This is a genomic window from Glutamicibacter nicotianae (genome assembly GCF_006539525.1).
GTDB lineage: Bacteria > Actinomycetota > Actinomycetes > Actinomycetales > Micrococcaceae > Glutamicibacter > Glutamicibacter nicotianae.
In genome coordinates this window covers 1-16139 of sequence record NZ_BJNE01000003.1, presented here as the reverse complement: position 1 = coordinate 16139, position 16139 = coordinate 1, and the positions used below count along the sequence as shown (strand labels likewise).

Below are 16139 nucleotides of genomic sequence, written 5' to 3'. Positions count from 1 at the left end.
CACTTGCCCTGAAAGGACAGGAAGTGGCCACACTTTCCCAATGGGTTTCCGGAGCGCGCTTGCGCACCTTGCCCATCGTCATTGCCCCGGTCGTCATCGGCACCGCGGCCGCGCTCGGTGAAACCGGAACCATTCACTGGATCCGTTTCATCTTGGCTCTGCTCGTGGGCCTGCTGCTCCAAGTGGGAGTGAACTACTCCAACGACTACTCGGATGGCATCCGCGGCACCGATGACGAACGCGTCGGCCCGCTGCGCCTGACCGGTTCCAAGCTCACGGAGCCGAAGAACGTGCGCAATGCCGCTTTCGGGTGCTTCGGGTTGGCCGCCGCCTTCGGCCTGATCCTGGTTATCCTTTCCTCAGCCTGGCCGCTGCTGCTGGTCGGCGTTGCCGCGATCTTTGCCGCCTGGGGCTACACCGGCGGCAAGAACCCCTATGGCTACCGAGGTCTGGGCGATATCTACGTCTTCATCTTCTTCGGCCTGGTTGCCACCCTGGGCACCACTTTCACCCAGATCAACCAGCTGACCATGGCTTCACTGTGGGGTGCCATCGGCACCGGGCTGATTGGCTGCGCCCTGCTGATGGCCAATAACGTGCGCGACATTCCTACCGACAAAGAGGTGGGGAAGATTACCTTGGCGGTACGCCTTGGCGAACACAACGCCCGCCTGAGCTATGTGCTGATGCTGGCGGCAGCCATCCTGCTGCCATTGCTGGCCACCGGCGACTTCCCGTGGATGTGGCTGATCCTGATCACCTTCATTCCTGCGGCGGCGCCATCGCTGCTGATGCTTCGCGAGCAGCGGCTTCCCAAACTGGTGTTAGTGCTCAAGCAGACCGGCATTGTGAATATGGTCTACGCGGTGCTCTTCGCCCTGGCGATCGCCATCGAGGTTCTAGCCTAGGCTCCAGCAGTGATTGCATAAGACGATGGGCTGGCCGGATCATGCGATCCGGCCAGCCCATCTCGTTAATTGCCGTGCCGGCCAGGGTGGTTGGCTGGGCCATGCAGTTCTCGATTGACCTGCGTAGCGGGAACTACTCGGCGTGAGGCGTCTGCTTGCGCTGCGATTCGTCGAATTCATCCTCGACAGCCTCGTCGTCCAGCTGCTTCTTGGTCTTGTTGGCCGAGGTCTTGTTGAAGGCATTACGGATATCTTCGTTCGCCCGTAGACGAAGTTTGTTGAAGAAAAGGTAGGCCACCGCGAAGGCCACGATGAGGCCAATAATTCCGGAAACGAAGATTGGCCACCTCAGACCCCACCAGAGGCCCAGGAAAACGGCGAGGAATACGCCTAGGCGGATAACGGTATATTTCACGAACTGCATAGTCTCAAGTCTACCGATGAACCTGTGAACAGGATTATCACTAGAATGGAAGCATGGTCCGCATTTTAATTTTCGCCGCAGTGGTTTCGGTTGCTTTGACGATCTACACCCTGATCGAATGCGCTCGTGCAGAACGCAGCCGCATACGTTCATTGCCTAAGCCTGCGTGGTTCGCGGTCATCATCCTGCTACCGCTCGTCGGAGCCGGTTTGTGGTTCCTTTTGGGGCGCCCTGCAGCATCTCATGATGCCCCAGCGCAGAAGTCCATGGCTCCGGACGATGACGAGGATTTCCTGCGCCAGCTGGAGATCTGGCGCCGCCAGCAGCAGCGTGAAGCCGACCTGAAGGCGCGTGAGCAAGACCTCACCAAACGCGAGGAAGCGCAGAAGGCCGACGACGCGAAACCAGCCAAGCCGGAGGCCAAGGAGCCAAAGCCCAGCGCGGAGCACAAGAACAACCCAGAAGGCTCAGACAGCGCTTCGCCTGACTCCGAATAGCCCTCTCGACCTGCCGGGGTTCCCGGCAACCAGCCCAGCACGCCTAGCCAGCGCAGCTGGGCTTTATTTGTGCCCTGGAGCCCCGGGGCAACCGTGTGGCTGGACTATACCCCGGACCGCTTCTCCGGGCTCCGGACGGGCTCAATGGGCCACTTGCAGGCTACTTGCGCCTCGGCTGGACACGGCGCCCTGCACTGCGCGGTTAAAACGCTGCGAGCGGCCTCCCCTGAAAGGGAAACCGCTCGCAGTGCCGATTTCTTTTGGGTCTAGACTCCGGCGTAGGAGTGCAGGCCGTCGAAGAAGATGTTCACGATGGTGAAGTTGAAGACCACGCACAGGAAGCCGATGATGGACAACCAGGCCGAGCGTGGACCCGTCCAACCGCCGGTGGCGCGTGCGTGAAGGTAGCCTGCATAGACCACCCAGATCACGAAGGACCAGACTTCCTTTGGATCCCAACCCCAGTAACGGCCCCAGGCGGCTTCAGCCCAGATCGCTCCGGCGATCACGGTGAAGGTCCACATCACGAAGGCGATGGTGTTGATGCGGTAGGCGAAGTTCTCCAGTGCGCCGGCGCCCGGCACCACGCGCATGAAGGGCAACTTGTCCTTCTGGCCAGCGGCCAGGCGGTTCATGCGGGCATGCTGGATCAGCTGCAGCACGTTCATGGCGAAGCTGATGGCGAACAGCGCCGAAGCCAGCACCGCGATGGAAACGTGGATGACGATCCATGGCGACTGCAAAGCGGGAACGAGGTGGCCCACCGGTGTGGGGAAGCCGATGGTGGCACCGCACAGCATCAAGGTCACCAGGCCGGAAATGAAGGATCCCATGAAGCGCAGGTCCTTGAAGATCAGCACCAGCAGGTACACCAGGGCCACCAGGAAAGCACCGGTCGACAGGAACTCGTACATGTTGCCCCACGGCACGCGGTGCGCTGCCATTGCCCGGGAAACCACTGCGCCGCCGTGCAGGACCGCTGCCAGCCACATCAGCACCACGGCAATGCGCGCCATCGGACGCTTGGATGACAGCTGGGTGTATTCCATCTTGTCGGTCACGATGTGCTCGCCGACGTTATCGGCACGCGCGGCGGCACCCCTGCTGGCACGGGCCTTGGTGCCCACCGCGGCACTGCCGGCGCTGACCAGCAGTTCCTCGTCGCGCTTGAGCGCCTGGGAATCCATTTCGCTGATGGACTTGTTGGTTTTTGCCAGGTCCAAGGCGAAAATGATGAAGACGACCCCATAGACCATGGCGGCCAGCAGCATGAACAGCTGGCTGTATTCACCCAGCGTTTCATTAATAGGCGCTAATGCCCCTGCGTTATCCATTTACGGCTCCTTGGTTCTGCTCCTGGCTTGCCAATGGCCAAGCCTTGTCAAAGATCTTTTGTAGTTCTGCGGCTTCGCGTTCCAGACGCGGATCTTCGCCACGTGCCAGCAATGCGTATTCGATACTACGCTTGCCGTCCTCATTCTTCAGCTTCACCCAAACGCGGCGACGCGGGGTGAACAGCGAGATCGACAAGCCGATCAACGCCAGAGCCGAAGAGATGCCGATCGGCAGCTTGCCCGGGTCGTGGTTCACGTCCAGTGCGACATAGCGCTTGAGGTCGTCAAAGGTGATCGAGCCCTTGCCGTCGGGCAGCTCGTAGGTCTGTCCGGCTTCGAGGATGATGCCGCCGGCATCCAGATCACGGCTGTTCAGCGGCTCCATCTTGTCGGTGTCCAGCACGAACACGTTCTGCGGGTTGCCGTCGTCCAGTCCGAGATCGCCGAAGTACGAGTTCAGGTGCAGCTGCGGGTTAATGGCGTTGGGGTCGCCGGAAATGCCGAAGCCGTTCTCGTCCACCAGCGCGGTGGGAAGCAGGAAGCCCTGGAAGCCCAGCTGCGAAGGTTCTGCGTCCGGCACCTTCAGCACGAACATCGAGGTGTAGACCGAGTCCTGCGGGATGGAGACCGCCGGGCCGGAGTAGGCGACGTTGCCGTTGCCGTCCTTGACGGTAATCACCGGCGCGTAGCCGTTGCCGACCAGGTAGACGTCGGCGCCCTTGATGCGCAGCGGGTGGTTGACCTTCAGTTCCTGCTTCACAGGCTCGGCATCGGCTGATTCGCGCACCTGCACGTGGGCGGTGAAGTCCAGCGGCTGGCCGAAGTGGGATTCGGATTCGCGGTCGAAGACAATATCGAACTTGTCCAGGGTCACTGCGTAGCCAGGGAGGTTATCGGCATTGAAGTTCGTGCCCGGGGTGAAGGAGTCATAGGCGACCAGCGAGTTCACGAAGGTTTCCCCCTCGACCACCACACGCTGCCCGGTGTAGCCCAGGGAGCCGCCGATCGCCGCGGAAGCAAGGACGCCCACCAGCGAGATGTGGAAGAGCAGGTTGCCGATTTCGCGGGTGTACCCGCGCTCAGCGGCCACCGAGGCACCGGTGGCATCCTCGCGGCGCTCGACGCGGTAGCCGCGCTTCTTCAGGATCCTGAACGCATCATCGATGACCTGCTGGTCATCGGGCGTATCGGCTTCGCCTTCAAGAATTTCATGCGTGCTGTACTGGGGCAGGCGGTCCAGGCGCGCCGGGGTCCGCGGTGGCGGGGTGCGCAAGGCCTTGGCGTGCTTCTTCACACGCGGGAGGATGCAGCCGATCAGCGAGATGAACAGCAGGATGTAGATCGCGGAAAACCACACCGAGGAGTACACGTCGAACATCTGGAAGCGGTCCAGCCAGGGGCCAGCGGTGGTGTGCTGCTCCAGATACTGGGCGACAGATTCGGGGTTGGCATCGCGCTGCGGGAATATCGAGCCCGGCACCGCAGCGACAGCGAGCAGCAGCAGCAGGAACAGTGCTGTCGGCATCGATGTCAGCTGGGTCCAGATCCAGCGCATGGAGCCCACGAATCCCAGGGCAGGCACGTCGCCGGTTCCCTTGGACTTCCGTTGTTTTTTCGCCATTAAATTGGCAACCTCACTTCATTGGCAAACCAGTTTTGCAGTTCTGCTACCCATGTTCCCCAGAGCCCTGTCACCATGACCAGGCCCAAGGCGATGAGCAGTCCCCCGCCCAAACGCATGATCAGTACTTGGTGCTTGCGGAAGAACGCCAGCGCCTGCATGCCGCGCTGCAGACCCATTGCGATCAGGATGAAGGGCAGGCCCAACCCGAGGCAATAGAACACGGTCAGCAGGGTTCCGCGGCCCACGTTCGCGTCCACTCCGGTGGACATGATCAATACCGCGCTCAACGTCGGTCCGATGCACGGCGCCCATCCCAACCCGAAGGTCAAGCCCAGCACCGGGGCGCCCCACAAGCCGGCAGGCGGTTTCCTATGGATCTTGCGGTCCCGCTGCATCCAGGAGAATCCGCCCATGAAGACGATGCCCATGAAGACCACAACCAACCCCAACGCCTGGGTGACCCAGGAGCCGTTGAACCTCAGCCATGCGGACGCCTGGCTGAAGAGCACGCCGGCGGCAATGAAGACCACAGAGAATCCCAGGACAAAGAGCAGCACGCCGGAGACGACCCGGCCGCGGCGGTGGTCCTTCAAATCTGCGCCGGTCAATCCGGTGACGTAGCCGAGATAGCCCGGCACCAGCGGAAGGACGCAAGGCGAGAGGAAGGAGACCAATCCGGCCAGCAGGGCCACTGGTGCGGCCAGGAGCAACGACCCGTCCAGGACGATGTCGGCAAAGGGATTAGAGGTCACTGCTCAGCTCACAACTCTTCGGTCAGAGCGGTGCTGATCAACGATTTGAGAGTACCCGGCTCCACCGCACCGATCACGCGGGCACGGACACGTCCCTTGCGGTCCAGCACCAGCGTGGATGGAACAGCCTGCAGCGGCACGTACTTGGTCATCGCCAGCTGGATCGCCCCGTCAGTGTCCTGCACGGACTCGTAGGGAATGTCGAAGGTGCGTTCAAAGGCCTTCGCGGCTTCGGCTTCGTCGCGTACGTTGATGCCGATGAATTCGACCTTCTCGCCGAACTCTTCGGCAATTTCCTTCAGATCCGGCGCTTCGATGCGGCACGGTGCACAGGCGGCATACCAGAAGTTCATGACGACCGGCTTGCCCTGCCACTGCGTGAAGTCGATGTCCGTGCCATGGTACGTGGTGGCCTTGATGGCCACCGGTTCGCTGCGCTTGGATACTTCGTATTCTTCCACTGCACCGTCGCCGGCAATGTAGTTCTTGCCGTCGCCGCTGTTCGCTTGCGCGGTCAGCGCATCTTCCTTGCCGCTGCAGGCAGCCAGCGGCACCACGGCGGCGGCAACCATCAGCGATCGCAGCATGGTACGGCGGCTCAACGGGCGAGGATTAGGCACGGGATCAGTCATTTGCTTTAGGCTCCAGGGATATTCGCCGCGCCGGCAAGCAGCTCGGGGCACGGTTCGGTGTAACGCACGGAGACCAATTCGTCTCCCTCAAAATCAAAGCTGGTGATGGATGCAAGGGTGCACTCGCGCTGGCGCGGATCATGCCACAGACGCTTCTTCTCGGCGGCTCGACGCGTCACCCAGATCGGCAGCTGATGGCTGACGATGATGACCTCGGAGCCTTCGCCGTGTTCGGCGACCGCTGCCTTGCGATGCTCGTCCATGGCCAGGCGCATGCGGGCTACCTGCTCGACGTAGGCTTCACCCCATGAAGGCTTCAGCGGGTTGACCAGCAGCGGCCAATACTTCGGCTGGCGCAGGTGCTCTGCGACCTTGGACAGGCCCTCGAGCTTGTTGCCCGCTTCAATCACCCGTTCGTCGGTGTGGATCTGCAGGTCCAAGGCCTTGGAGGTCGGCGCGGCAGTCTGCTGGGCACGCAAGAGCGGAGAGGCTACCAATCGGACCACGTTGCCGCCTTCGGCCTGGCGCTTGGCAAAATATTCGCCTGCCCCATCGGCCATCTGGAATCCCAGTTCCGAGAGCCCGAAGCCGGGGATCCTGCCGTAGAGCATACGGTCAGGGTTGAAAACTTCCCCATGGCGCAACAAATGGACAGTCGATAATGGCATGATTCCAGTGTCTCAAATATTCGGTGCAAATTAGCCATATTGTGGCCACCGTCAACTATTCACAGGACACGCATTGGAATCCCATATGGAAAAACCATCCTTTCGGAGGGGTTGCTCACAATGACCTGCCACTACGCTTGGTAAATAAGATAGTTCGACCCAGAAGGATGCATGATGAGCGACTACAATCCTAACCAGCCGGGCCAGCCCTATAACCCGAACCCTTCGGGCCAGGGGTCATCGCAGAACCCTTACGGTGAAAACCCCTACGGCCAGCAGCCCTCGCCCTATGGCCAGAACCCGTACGGCCAGAATCCGAATCCCTACGGGCAGCCGCAGGCTCCGGGCTACGACCAGTATGGCCAGCAGGGCGGCTACGCTGGCGTGCAGCCGCCGACCGAGCGTCCGCGGACCTTGGCCATCGCCTTTGGCTTGATCTTGCTCGCCGGCATTTTCAGTGCCCTGGCCAGCTGGCTGATGGCCAACTCCAACATGATGGCGAACATGATTGGCCAACAGTGGTCCTTGGTCCAAGAAGAGTTCGAGAAGCAGATGCAGAGCACTCCTGGCATGGAGCAGGATCCGCTGGTCGAGCAGATGATGGCCAGCCCTGAAGCGTTCATGTCCCAGGTCAATTCCATGATGTCGAGCTTCGTGATTGTCGGCATGGTCATCACCTTGGGCCTGTACTTCCTGGTGGGCTTCTTCGTTGGCCGCGGCGTGGGCGCCATGCGCATTATCGCCACGATCCTCGGTGCGATTTCGCTGCTGAACCTCGTGACGACCGTTCCAATGATCAGCATGTTCGCCGACACCCAGGCCGGAATCATCAATGCCGTCTACGTTGTGGGCATCTTGCTGGGCGTTGCCGGCGTGGTCTTCTCCTGGCTGCGCCCGTCCTCGCAATACATTGCGCAGCGCCGCCAGGCCCGCCTCGCGGGCTTCCGCTAAACCCCTGGCCTTGCAGCTTCGCTAGGCCCCGCAAGAACAATCAAGGCGTAGCCGCGTCATCCCATAGGAGGATGATGCGGCTACGCCTTTCTGCTTGCCGGAGTTTCAGCCTTGGACGGCGAGGTAGGCAAGGATCTGCAATTCGGTGGACAGGTCGACGCGCCGCAGATTCATTCCCGCTGGTACGCGCAGCGGCTTCGGCGCGAAGGAGAGCACCGAGCGGACCGACAGCTCGGCCAGTTCGTAGACCAGATCCTGCGCGGCTTCTCCGGGAACAGCCAAGACGGCAATGTTGATTTCCTCGCGTTCCACAACAGCAGCCAAGTCCGCGATGGCTTCCACATGCAGTTCGCCAACTGCGCTGCCCACCAGTGCAGGATCGACATCCAGAATCGCCTTGACGTTGAAGCCGCGAGTCCTGAACCCTGCATAGCCGCTGAGCGCCCGGCCGAGGTTGCCTGCGCCGAGAATGGCCACACGCCAGTCCTGGTTCAAGCCAAGTGTGCGGCTGATATGTTCTGCCAGCTCGCGGACCACATAGCCCACACCGCGGGTTCCGTAGGATCCCAACCAGGAAAGGTCCTTGCGCAAGATGGAGGGGTTAACGCCGGCTTCCTTGGCCAGCACCCCGGAACTGGTGCGTTCCAGGCCTTGGGCTTCCAGGGCGTTCAGCGCGCGCAGGTATTGGGTCAGTCGAGCCAGCGTGGCCTCAGGCAGGACCCGGGCTTCAAGCTCTGACATCTTCGTTCTCCCGCACTTTTCGGTGCTCTGGACGAGCACAACGCATATTCATGAATTCCGCCGCGGCTAGCTGCGCAGCAGCCGTTCGAGACGCTGTGCGTCGATGTGCCAGAAGTCGCGGACTGCTCCGTCGATGAGCAGCACCGGCACTTCTTCGTGGTGCTTTGCCAGCAGTTCGGGGTGCTGGTCGATATCGAGTTCGGAAAACTCCATATTCAGCCGTCCAGTCACCTCGGCCACGGTTGCGCGTGCGGCGTGGCACAGGTGGCAGCCTTCTCGAACCAATAGCTGGATCTGATGCAAAGTACTCACCTGCCTATAATCTCACGAGCCGTAACCACGCTTAAACTTGGCGATGAAATAAACTGGATCAAATGCCTTCCATCGATCCACACCCCAGCCCGAATTCCGCCCTGGCGCCGGAAACGGTCGCCGCTTTTTTCGATGTCGACAACACACTTGTGCGCGGCGCCTCGCTGTATCTGCTGGCCCGCAAGCTGCATGAGCGCCGTTTCTTCCAGTTCCGCGAAATCCTCTGGTTCGCGCTCAAGCAGCTGCGCTTCGCCGCCCGAGGCGAGCACCTCGGGGACATCCACCAGATCCGCGACCGTGCGTTGATGATGGTTCGCGGGATTCCGGTGTCAGAGATCGAGAAGATCGGCAACGAGATCTATGACGAATACATCGAACCCAAGCTGTGGACCGGGACGGTAGCCATTGCCCGCCAGCATCGGACGGTGGGGCGTGAGGTCTGGCTGGTCACTGCCACTCCCCTGGAAGTGGCGAATGTCATCTCAGATCGCCTGGAACTTACCGGCGCACTGGGCACCGTAGTGGCCAGCGAAGACGGTTTCTACACCGGAGCGCTGGCCAGTCCGATCCTGCATGCTGCGGAAAAGGCCCAGGCCGTGCGCTCCCTGGCGAAGGCTCGCGGAATCTCGCTATCGAAGTCCTGGGCGTACTCGGATTCCTACAATGATGTTCCCCTGCTTGAAGCCGTGGGCCATCCGGTGTGCATCAATCCCGATGCACGGCTGCGCGCCTACGCCAAGCGCCGCGGCTGGCAGGTCTATGACTTCCGCACCGGCCAGCGGGCCGCCAAACTGGGCCTGAAGGCCGCTGGCGTCCTTGGCGCGCTCTGGGCTGCCCGGCGTTCATTCGTGCGCCGTTCCGGCTCTTAGGCGGGCGTTGAGCGGTTTTGGATAAAGCAATCGCCACCGTTCAGCAGTATCACTGTGAAGCGGTGGCGATGATTGCCAAGCGGCAAACGCTCAGAAGCAGATTTACTTCTTGTTGCGACGCTGGTGGCGGGTCTTGCGAAGCAATTTGCGGTGCTTCTTCTTCGACATACGCTTGCGGCGCTTCTTGATAACAGAGCCCATAGTGGTTCCTCACAAACTAAATAAATGCGTCAACCCCAAACGCCTGCTTGCGCGCGAGCACAAGGACAAGGTTGACCGGACGTTAAACGTTCCTTAACAGATTACCCGCTTTTCGGCCATGCTCTGACCATCGCGCGGACTATCGACCGTAGGAACCGGTACCGTGCTGCGGATCAATGGCCGCGGCATTCAGATATGATTCCACGGCGTTTTCCGGAACACGATAGGAGCGACCGAACTGAACAGCTGGCAGATCACCGGCGTGGATCAGCCGATAAACGGTCATTTTGGAAACACGCATCATGTCGGCGACTTCGGCCACAGTCATGAATCGGGCTCCGGCAAAATTCTGTTTATCCGTCATGCGGGATATTCTCCTGACGCTGATCTCTAATTCGTCGCGTTATTTTAGCGAAGATGAACTTACACGACTTTGGATCAACATCGGCGGTTCAGGTTCACGTTCGCTTTGTACTAGTCTAATCGCACTTTTGTAACTTTTGCATCACGAAACACACCGGTGACCATCTGAATCGCATATTTCGATGCCAGAATGAGACAATCCGCGTGGATTCACCGGGGTTCCGATGAATCCACGCGGATTGCAACAAACTGAATTACTAGATGACGCCTTGCGCTAGCATGGCGTCAGCAACCTTCACGAAGCCAGCGATGTTGGCACCGGCGACGTAGTTGCCTGGCATGCCGTACTCGTCTGCAGTGGCAGCACAGCTGTCGTGGATGCCGACCATGATCTCGGTCAGGCGGCGCTCGGTGTGCTCGAAGGTCCATGCATCGCGGCTGGCGTTCTGCTGCATCTCCAGGGCCGAGGTGGCGACACCGCCAGCGTTGGCGGCCTTGCCTGGGCCGAAGAGCACTCCGGCATCCTGGAAGATCGACGTTGCCTCAGCGGTGGTAGGCATGTTGGCGCCTTCGGCGACGGCAATGGTGCCAGCGGCGACCATCTTCTTCGCAGCCTCGGCACCCAACTCGTTCTGGGTTGCGCATGGCAGGGCCACGGTGCCTTCGACGTCCCAGACGCTGCCGCCTGCGACGTACTTGACCTTCTTGCTGCCACGGCGTTCGGCGTACTCGGAGATGCGCCCGCGCTCGACTTCCTTGATCTGGCGCAGCAGATCCAGGTCGATGCCGCCTTCGTCGACGATGAAGCCGGCCGAGTCGGAGGCGGTGACGACCTTGGCTCCCAGTGCCTGCGCCTTCTCGATGGCGTGGATTGCCACGTTGCCCGAACCGGAAACGACCACGCGCTGGCCGTCGAAGGTCTGGCCGCGGGTCTTGAGCATTTCTTCGGTGAAGATCACTGCGCCGTAGCCGGTGGCTTCCGGGCGAACCAGGGAACCGCCCCAGCTCAAGCCCTTGCCGGTCAGCACGCCGGACTCGTAGCGGTTGGTGATGCGCTTGTACTGGCCGAAGAGGTAGCCGATTTCGCGGCCACCCACGCCGATGTCGCCTGCTGGCACGTCGGTGTATTCGCCAATGTGGCGGTAGAGCTCGGTCATGAAGGACTGGCAGAAGCGCATGACTTCGCCATCGGACTTGCCGCGGGGGTCGAAGTCCGAGCCGCCCTTGCCGCCGCCGATTGGCATGCCGGTCAGGGAGTTCTTGAAGATCTGCTCGAAGCCCAGGAACTTGACGATGCCAAGGTAGACCGATGGGTGGAAGCGCAGACCGCCCTTGTATGGGCCTAGTGCCGAGTTGAATTCAACGCGGAAGCCGCGGTTGATCTGCACGCGTCCTTCGTCGTCAACCCATGGCACGCGGAAGATGATCTGGCGTTCAGGTTCGCACAAACGCTGCAGGATTGCGGCTTCAGCGTATTCAGGGTGCTTGACCGATACGGCTTCAAGGCTCTCGAATACTTCTGTGACGGCCTGGTGGAATTCTGCTTCGCCGGGATTGCGGCGGAAGACTTCGTCGCGAATCGTCGCTAAGTGCTTGTCCAAGTTCTTCTCCTCATCACTTGGGGCAGGCACAGGCGCACGAGGGGCCTCATAGCCGGCGTCACTGCCCCGCACACGAGAATGCCATGCTGGGCATTCTGAACAAAATTTTCTTGTTATAAAACAGGATTGCGCGCGTAACTTAAAAGATTGACCATTTTGCCCGGTTGCAGCGTCGAAGACTGGACAACGCCTAGCGTCGGCGTCCGAACCGAGGAAGTTTCTCGAAGAATTCCTGCGCACGTCCCGTAACTTGTTCCAAGCCTTGGCCCACGCGGCGGCCGATCTGCTGGGCGGTCGGATTCGATGCCACAGCCAGCTGCCCCTCGGTTCCGGTTTCGGCCGTTGCCGGTTCCTGGTCCACCGCTGGTGCAGGTACCAATTCGGTGCACCAATGCACGAGGTCTTCGAGCGCAGCGGTGTCGATGCTGTAGATGCGCCGCTGCCCGGCAGCGGCCATGCTCACGAGCTCAGCTTCGCGCAATACCTTCAGGTGCTTGGAAACGGTCGGCTGGGAAATCTCCAGTTCCGTGACCAAGGTGCCCACGGCTTTCGGCTCGGACTTGAGCGCTTCTATGATCCTGCGTCGGGTCGGCTCAGCCAACGCCGAAAATACTTCATCAATTGCCACACTCATAACCCTAACGGCATATGAATGAATGGCAATCGATTTACTTGTCGAAAAAGCTGTGAAGTCTTGTTGCTGCGCCCAGTGGTCGTATCGACCCGAGGCTAGTCAAACCAGGGATCAAGGCCAAATAGCGGGAAAACTTCTTTGCGGGTAGCAATGATGGTCCGGTCCACCGGATCGGCCGGATCATAGCCAACTTCCCAATTGCGCCACCACAACTGGGCATCGTCGCCCATGAGATAAGGCATGGCACGCCCGTACTTCTCCAGGACATAGCGGCGGAAAGTCTCGGGGACATAGGTGCGCAACGGCACCGGCTTGCCGGCGACAATCGCGGTCAGATGGGTCCAGGTACGCGGCACGACGGCAGTGACGTTATAACCCCCGCCTCCGGTAGCCAGCCAACGGCCTTCGCACAGTTCGTCCGCCAGCTGGGAAATATCCAAGGCGGCCTGGCGTTGGGCATCGACCGACAGCTTCAAATTGGTCATGTCGTCATCACGGTGCGCATCGCATCCATGCTGGGAGACAATGATTTCCGGCTTGAAGGCGCGCACCAGTTGGGGAACGATCGCATGGAAAGCACGCATCCACCCGGAGTCCCCGGTCATGGCCGGAAGAGCGACATTGACTGCGCTGCCCTGGGCATCCTTGCCGCCGATTTCATTGGCGAATCCGGTTCCCGGGAAAAGCGACAATCCCGATTCGTGGATGGAAATTGTCAGCACACGTTCGTCATCCCAGAAGATCGATTCGGTGCCATCCCCATGATGCGCGTCGACATCTATGTAGACTACGCGCTTCGCGCCCTGTTCCAGCATGCGCTGGATCGCGGCGGCAGCGTCGTTGTAGATGCAGAAACCGCTGGCTTTGCTCTTCGCTGCATGGTGCATGCCGCCGGCGAAATTCACTGCACGGACAACATCTTCATCCATGATGGCTTGGGCCGCCATCACCGAACCTCCCACGATGCGTCCGGCTGCTTCATGCATCCCGGCGAATACCGGGTCGTCTTCAGTGCCCAAGCCGAATTCTTCGGCAACCAGTGCCGGATCGTTGCTGACCCGTCGTACCTGGTCGATATAGGTCTGGTCGTGAACCGTGCCGATAACCGCGTCCTCGGCAACTTCTGGCGCCTGGATCGAGACGTTCTGCGCATCGAAAACATCCAGCTCGTCGCTGAGCCGATAGGTCAGCTCTAGCCGCGAAGGGTGCATCGGATGCCAGTCGCTGAATTTGTACTTCAGATACTGTTCATCCCACATCACCATGGTGGACCGTGGGGCATGCTGCGGATCTAACACGAATTCAGGCTACCCGATAGTGATCCAACTCATGAATTTATGGCAGATTGCGAGGCTTGTCTGGTCTTCAGGCGGGCAACGCAAGCGTTTAGCGGTGGAAACGCGTAAATTACTAGGAGGACTTCAATTCCGCATGGCAAAGTACTGTTCCCGAGGAAACGGCGAGAAATAAATGAGCACAGCCAGTGCACCGGGCCCCAGTGCCCGGGCAGCTGAAATGCGTGAACGGCGACGCAAGAAATGGCTGGCGGTTCGCATCGCAGTCGCCGACTTCACCGTGCGCTCCCCCGCGCGCTTGACTCTTGGCGCTTTCCTCTTGGCCATCACGCTGTTCACTTCCCTGCTGGCCGCACCGTTTTCCTCGGCCACCGGAGAAGCCACCGCGCTGCATGACGCATTGTTCACGGCGGTGTCGGCGGTGTGCGTCACCGGCCTCACCACCGTCTCCACCGCGGTGCATTGGTCATTTGCCGGCCAGCTGATCATGCTGGTCGCGACGTTCATGGGAGGGTTGGGCATTTTGACCTTGGCCTCCATCATGTCCCTGGCGGTATCGCGCAAGCTGGGCGTGCGAGCCAAGCTGATGGCCCAGAACTCCATGAACAGTTCTGGAGCCTCTGCGCTGGGCGAGGTCAGCTCGCTGCTGCGCATCGTGATCCTCACGGCGATCAGCCTGCAGGCGGTGATCGCGCTGTTCTTGATCCCGCGCTTCTACATTCTGGGCGAAAGCGTGCTGTCCTCCATCTGGCACGGAATTTTCTATGCAGTCTCGGCTTTCAACAATGCAGGCTTCACCCCGCACTCCGATGGTTTGGTTCCCTATGAAACCGACCTGTGGATCCTGGGACCCTTGATGGCCGGCGTTTTCACCGGTTCCTTGGGGTTCCCGGTCATCATGGTGCTCCTGGCGCACAAGTTCAACATCAAGAAGTGGAACCTGCATACTAAGCTGACCATGCTCACCACCACGATCCTGCTCTTTGCCGGATCCTTCCTGTGGCTGGTATTCGAATGGGCCAATCCCAAGACCATTGGGGGTCTGTCCTTGAGCGACAAGATCATTCATGGATTCTTCGCCTCGACGATGACCCGTTCCGGTGGATTCAATCTGGTGGACCAGAACGACATCCACCAGGTGACCGTCCTGCTGACCGACGCATTGATGTTTGCCGGTGGCGGTTCAGCTTCCACCGCTGGCGGCATCAAGGTCACCACCATTGCCGTGATGTTCTTGGCCATTCTGGCAGAGGTCCGCGGCGATACGGACGCGAAGGCCTTCGGCCGGCAGATTCCTCAGGGCACCATGCGCGTGGCCATCTCAGTGGTCGCCATGGGCGCTTCGCTGGTGATGGTCGCTACCGGGGCACTGGTGACCATTGATGAATCAGTGGGCTTCTCGCGCGCCCTGTTCGAGTCGATTTCGGCCTTTGCTACCGTAGGGCTGAGCACCGGCGTATCGCAAGAACTGCCTCCGGCTGGCAAATATGTGCTCAGCGCGTTGATGTTTGCCGGACGCATCGGCAGCATTACACTCGCCAGCGCATTGACCATGCGCCACCGCAACACGTTGTTCAGACTTCCAGAAGAAAGGCCTCTCATTGGCTGACAAGAACATGGACCACAATGCCCCGGTGCTGGTGATCGGCTTGGGCCGCTTCGGTGCCTCTGTCGCCGAGACGCTGGTCAAGCAGGGCCGCGAAGTGCTGGCCATCGAGCGCAGCCCGGAGCTCGTCCAGCAGTGGGCCAGCACCCTGACCCACGTTGTCGCGGCCGACGCAACCAACATCGATGCGCTGCGCCAGCTCGGCGCCCAGGAATTCTCCTCTGCTGTCGTGGGCGTCGGCACTTCCATCGAATCCTCGGTGCTGATCACCGTCAACCTGGTGGATCTGGGCATCGAGCACCTGTGGGTCAAGGCCATCACTCCGTCCCATGGAAAGATCCTTACGCGCATCGGCGCCAACCATGTCATCTATCCGGAAGCCGATGCCGGGGTGCGTGCCGCGCACCTGGTCGGCGGTCGCATGCTCGACTTCATCGAATTCGATGACGGCTTCGCCATCGTGAAAATGTACCCGCCCAAGGAGACCCAGGGCTTCACCTTGGCCCAGTCCCAGGTCCGCTCCAAGTACGGGGTGACCATTGTCGGGGTGAAGTCCCCTGGTGAGGACTTCACTTACGCAATCCCCGATACCATGGTGACGCGTCGAGATGTCCTGATCGTCTCGGGACACGTGGATCTGCTGGAGCGGTTCGCGGCCCGCCCCTAGGGCCAAAGGATTCGAAAACGGCGGTGGCCGGCATCCAGTTGGTTGCCGGCCACCGCCGTT

The 16139-nt window shown here is 60.5% G+C and carries 19 protein-coding genes; 6 read left to right on the top strand and 13 right to left on the bottom strand.

The window, feature by feature from the left end:
- Nucleotides 1–23 precede the first annotated feature (23 nt).
- Entirely contained in the window at nucleotides 24–908 is an 885-nt protein-coding gene (locus ANI01nite_RS04795; RefSeq protein ID WP_121867166.1) for a 1,4-dihydroxy-2-naphthoate polyprenyltransferase, read from the top strand.
- Between the two features lie 133 nt (nucleotides 909–1041).
- Here ANI01nite_RS04795 and ANI01nite_RS04790 read toward each other — a convergent pair whose 3' ends face one another.
- Nucleotides 1042–1332 carry a DUF4229 domain-containing protein gene (locus ANI01nite_RS04790; RefSeq protein ID WP_038992302.1) on the bottom strand — a complete coding sequence of 97 codons (291 nt, stop codon included), beginning with the start codon at nucleotides 1330–1332 and terminating at the stop codon, nucleotides 1042–1044.
- A gap of 53 nt (nucleotides 1333–1385) precedes the next feature.
- Here ANI01nite_RS04790 and ANI01nite_RS04785 point away from each other — a divergent pair, with 53 nt between their 5' ends.
- Nucleotides 1386–1829, top strand: coding sequence for a PLD nuclease N-terminal domain-containing protein (locus tag ANI01nite_RS04785; protein WP_038992304.1), 444 nt, complete (start codon nucleotides 1386–1388; stop codon nucleotides 1827–1829).
- Nucleotides 1830–2095: 266 nt separating this feature from the next.
- Here the strand turns inward: ANI01nite_RS04785 and ccsB are convergent, their stop codons facing one another.
- From ccsB to ANI01nite_RS04760, 5 genes are read right to left on the bottom strand one after another with little or no spacing between them, the layout of a single operon-like run.
- Nucleotides 2096–3163: a c-type cytochrome biogenesis protein CcsB gene (gene ccsB / locus ANI01nite_RS04780; protein ID WP_038992305.1), complete on the bottom strand. Its 1068-nt coding sequence runs from the start codon at nucleotides 3161–3163 to the stop codon at nucleotides 2096–2098.
- The gene (gene resB, locus ANI01nite_RS04775) at nucleotides 3156–4784 is read right to left on the bottom strand and encodes a cytochrome c biogenesis protein ResB (RefSeq protein WP_038992306.1); all 1629 of its coding nucleotides are present in this window, start codon (nucleotides 4782–4784) and stop codon (nucleotides 3156–3158) included. The genes ccsB and resB overlap by 8 nt, the downstream gene beginning before the upstream one ends.
- The gene (locus ANI01nite_RS04770; protein WP_141356463.1) at nucleotides 4784–5539 is read right to left on the bottom strand and encodes a cytochrome c biogenesis CcdA family protein; all 756 of its coding nucleotides are present in this window, start codon (nucleotides 5537–5539) and stop codon (nucleotides 4784–4786) included. The genes resB and ANI01nite_RS04770 overlap by 1 nt, the downstream gene beginning before the upstream one ends.
- 8 nt (nucleotides 5540–5547) lie before the next feature.
- A complete protein-coding gene (locus ANI01nite_RS04765) occupies nucleotides 5548–6171 on the bottom strand; it encodes a TlpA family protein disulfide reductase (RefSeq protein ID WP_038992308.1) in 624 nt (207 codons plus the stop codon).
- Between the two features lie 5 nt (nucleotides 6172–6176).
- Nucleotides 6177–6839, bottom strand: a complete 663-nt coding sequence (locus ANI01nite_RS04760) for a histidine phosphatase family protein (RefSeq protein WP_038992310.1) — start codon at nucleotides 6837–6839, stop codon at nucleotides 6177–6179.
- Nucleotides 6840–7013: 174 nt separating this feature from the next.
- Here ANI01nite_RS04760 and ANI01nite_RS04755 point away from each other — a divergent pair, with 174 nt between their 5' ends.
- Nucleotides 7014–7790 (top strand): AI-2E family transporter, encoded by a 777-nt coding sequence (locus ANI01nite_RS04755; RefSeq protein ID WP_141356461.1) that lies wholly within the window; start codon nucleotides 7014–7016, stop codon nucleotides 7788–7790.
- Between the two features lie 105 nt (nucleotides 7791–7895).
- Here the strand turns inward: ANI01nite_RS04755 and ANI01nite_RS04750 are convergent, their stop codons facing one another.
- Nucleotides 7896–8570 (bottom strand): redox-sensing transcriptional repressor Rex, encoded by a 675-nt coding sequence (locus ANI01nite_RS04750; RefSeq protein WP_255209569.1) that lies wholly within the window; start codon nucleotides 8568–8570, stop codon nucleotides 7896–7898.
- Nucleotides 8571–8597: 27 nt separating this feature from the next.
- The gene (locus tag ANI01nite_RS04745; protein ID WP_307723203.1) at nucleotides 8598–8843 is read right to left on the bottom strand and encodes a glutaredoxin family protein; all 246 of its coding nucleotides are present in this window, start codon (nucleotides 8841–8843) and stop codon (nucleotides 8598–8600) included.
- Nucleotides 8844–8905: 62 nt separating this feature from the next.
- On the opposite strand from ANI01nite_RS04745, the gene ANI01nite_RS04740 reads away from it, so the two are divergent.
- On the top strand, nucleotides 8906–9712 hold the full coding sequence (locus tag ANI01nite_RS04740) for an HAD family hydrolase (protein ID WP_038992316.1): 807 nt from the start codon (nucleotides 8906–8908) through the stop codon (nucleotides 9710–9712).
- Between the two features lie 102 nt (nucleotides 9713–9814).
- Here ANI01nite_RS04740 and ANI01nite_RS04735 read toward each other — a convergent pair whose 3' ends face one another.
- The 5 genes from ANI01nite_RS04735 to ANI01nite_RS04715 all read right to left on the bottom strand — a co-directional run bounded on the left by ANI01nite_RS04735 (nucleotide 9815) and on the right by ANI01nite_RS04715 (nucleotide 13776).
- A complete protein-coding gene (locus ANI01nite_RS04735) occupies nucleotides 9815–9913 on the bottom strand; it encodes a 30S ribosomal protein bS22 (RefSeq protein WP_005504750.1) in 99 nt (32 codons plus the stop codon).
- 139 nt (nucleotides 9914–10052) lie between these two features.
- A complete protein-coding gene (locus tag ANI01nite_RS04730) occupies nucleotides 10053–10277 on the bottom strand; it encodes a helix-turn-helix domain-containing protein (RefSeq protein ID WP_013349804.1) in 225 nt (74 codons plus the stop codon).
- Nucleotides 10278–10533: 256 nt separating this feature from the next.
- On the bottom strand, nucleotides 10534–11877 hold the full coding sequence (gene gdhA, locus ANI01nite_RS04725) for an NADP-specific glutamate dehydrogenase (protein ID WP_038992317.1): 1344 nt from the start codon (nucleotides 11875–11877) through the stop codon (nucleotides 10534–10536).
- A 190-nt stretch (nucleotides 11878–12067) separates the two neighbouring features.
- Entirely contained in the window at nucleotides 12068–12505 is a 438-nt protein-coding gene (locus ANI01nite_RS04720) for an ArsR/SmtB family transcription factor (RefSeq protein WP_066140976.1), read from the bottom strand.
- A gap of 101 nt (nucleotides 12506–12606) precedes the next feature.
- The gene (locus tag ANI01nite_RS04715) at nucleotides 12607–13776 is read right to left on the bottom strand and encodes an acetoin utilization protein AcuC (protein WP_052253885.1); all 1170 of its coding nucleotides are present in this window, start codon (nucleotides 13774–13776) and stop codon (nucleotides 12607–12609) included.
- A 205-nt stretch (nucleotides 13777–13981) separates the two neighbouring features.
- Between ANI01nite_RS04715 and ANI01nite_RS04710 the strand changes: the two genes are divergently transcribed.
- Nucleotides 13982–15415 (top strand): TrkH family potassium uptake protein, encoded by a 1434-nt coding sequence (locus ANI01nite_RS04710; RefSeq protein WP_038992320.1) that lies wholly within the window; start codon nucleotides 13982–13984, stop codon nucleotides 15413–15415.
- A gap of 7 nt (nucleotides 15416–15422) precedes the next feature.
- Nucleotides 15423–16079, top strand: a complete 657-nt coding sequence (locus ANI01nite_RS04705; protein WP_038992348.1) for a potassium channel family protein — start codon at nucleotides 15423–15425, stop codon at nucleotides 16077–16079.
- Nucleotides 16080–16139 lie beyond the last annotated feature (60 nt).